Below are 890 nucleotides of genomic sequence, written 5' to 3'. Positions count from 1 at the left end.
GGGTTGCCGGCGCCACAATGCCATCAGCAGCGCGTTGAGCACTAACTCAGTGTCGATGCGGTGCCCCATGGACCAGCCGATCACCTGCCTGGAGAACAGGTCGATGACGGCGCTCAGGTACAACCAGCCTTCATGGGTGCGGATGTAGGTGATGTCGGTCACCCATGACTGATTGGGCTCGCTGACATTGAACTGGCGCTGCAGATGGTTTGGTGCCACCACCGCTGGCTTGGCGCCACGCGGGCCAGGTCGGCGTCGATAGCCAGTCTGTGAACGCAGGCCTTCAAGCTTGAGCAATCGGGCCACGCGGTGCTTGCCGCAGCGCTCTCCCAGGTCGAGCATGTCCATCGTGAGCTTGCGATAGCCATAGACGCCACCACTCTCCAGCCACGCGTGCTTGAGCAGGCCCAACAAGCGTTGATCGTCCTTGCCACGAGAACTCACCGGATCGCACTTCCAGGCGTAGTAGCCGCTGGGGTGCACGGTCATGAGCTTGCACATGCGGCGAACGCTGTGCTGGTGTTCATGCCGCTCGATGAATGCGTACCTCACCCGGACTGCTTGGCAAAGTACGCTGCGGCCTTTTTTAGGATGTCGCGCTCCTCGGTCACACGTTTGAGCTCGGCCTTCAGTTTGCGCAGCTCATCCGCCTGTGACCCCTGCGCTTGCCGTTGTGCCGCGGGCATTCGATGGGCCTTGATCCACTGATACAGGCTGTGCTGGCTAACACCAAGCCTGGCGGATACGTCGGCCACCTTGTGGCCACGCTCGGTGATCTGTTTGACCGCTTCGGTCTTGAATTCTTCGGGGTATCTTTGCTTACTCATGGCACCTCCTATTGGGCCTCAGGTTTGAGGCTCAGAGGTGTCTAGAAAACCCGGGGCGATTCA

Annotated in this window: 1 pseudogene; it reads right to left on the bottom strand. The window is 60.2% G+C overall.

Going from position 1 to position 890, the window contains the following annotated elements:
• Positions 1-827 (bottom strand): annotated as a pseudogene (locus AC07OD_RS28090) (IS3 family transposase); the annotation flags it as partial.
• Between the last annotated feature and the right edge of the window lie 63 nt (positions 828-890).

This window comes from Acidovorax sp. GW821-FHT10E03, from assembly GCF_059415205.1.
Note: the sequence above shows the minus strand (reverse complement) of the source record. Positions and strands in the feature narration are given on the sequence as shown.